Origin of the sequence: Mesorhizobium sp. M5C.F.Ca.IN.020.32.2.1 (assembly GCF_004023105.1) — a bacterium.
Taxonomy (GTDB): Bacteria; Pseudomonadota; Alphaproteobacteria; order Rhizobiales; family Rhizobiaceae; genus Mesorhizobium; species Mesorhizobium wenxiniae.
The window spans coordinates 1-1212 of sequence record NZ_RZSX01001292.1 but is presented as its reverse complement, the minus strand read 5'-3'; the positions used below and the strand labels follow the sequence as shown (position 1 = coordinate 1212).

Here is a 1212-nt window from a genome sequence, read left to right as displayed (position 1 = left end):
CTTATCAAGGCAGCCACCTTTGCGGCGTTTGTCGGCGCGCTTGGCTTCTCGAACGCGGCTCTGGCAGCGGACACGGTCAACGTCCAGCTCGACTGGGTGGTGCGCGGCAATCACGCCATGTTCTTTGTCGGCAAGGAAAAAGGCTTCTTCGCCAAGAACGACATAGATGTCATCGAGGTCCGCAAAGGCTCTGGCTCGCCGGACGCAATGCGCCTCGTGGGCAACGGCAACGCTGAATTCGGCTTCGGCGATCTTCCGACGCTTGCCGTGGCACGATCCCAGAATGTTCCCGTCGTGGCGCTGGCGGCAGTCAACCAGCAGTCGCCGCTGGGCATCATCTCGCTCGCCAAGACGCTCAAGCTGACCAAGCCGTCCGACCTCAAGGGCCTGACCATCGGCATCCATCCGGCAGGTTCCACCTACATCTTCTTCAGGGGTTTTCTGGCTGCCAATGGCATGAGCGAGAAGGACATGACGCTCAACAGCGTCTCGCCGCCTTACGAGAGCTACCTGCTGCTCGGGCGCGTGCAGACAGTGGTCGGTTATCTCGACGCCGAAGTGCCCGAACTTGAAGCCAAGGCCGGCGGCCCGGGGTCGCTGAGCATCATGCTCGGCGCGGATCACGGCTGGAAAGCCTATGGCTCGGGGCTGTTCACCTCTGAGGCGATGATCAAGGACAAGCCCGATGTCGTGCGCCGCTTCGTGAAGGCCTACAGGGAAGCTTTCGACTATGTCGCAGCTCATCCGGAAGAAGCCGCCGAGATCACCGCCAAGGCCGTTCCGGGCTACGCGGAAAAGAAGGATGTGCTGCTGGCCCAGCTCAACGCCGACATCGCTTCGACGTTCAACAGTCCGGCGACGAAGGAGCACGGCCTCGGCTGGATGACCAAGACCCAGTGGGAAGAGACCTTGAAGACGCTGACGGATCAGGGCGTCCTCAAAACGGCCCTGTCGGCCGACGACGTCTTCACTGACAAATTCCTGGCGGCAGAGTGAAGGTCGGGGGCGGTGTCTGACCTGGTGAAAAGCGAGGGTCTATCGACAGGCCAGCCTGTCGTCCGCGCTGCTGCACGTCACGGCCACTTGCCCCTTTGCGGCGCTGGTGCGATCAAGCGCGATTTGAACGCGCGTGGCATATGCCTGGCTGGCCAGGCCGCACCACAGTCGCTCGACGGGCAGGCTTTCGCGCTTGTCGTTGAGAATCGCAAACGT

At 62.0% G+C, this 1212-nt stretch carries 1 protein-coding gene; it reads left to right on the top strand.

Annotated features, from left to right (window positions below; all coding sequences use genetic code 11):
• Positions 1-996, top strand: a 996-nt coding sequence (locus tag EOA86_RS35350; protein WP_164892356.1) for an ABC transporter substrate-binding protein, incomplete at its 5' end; no start/stop codon positions are given.
• Between the last annotated feature and the right edge of the window lie 216 nt (positions 997-1212).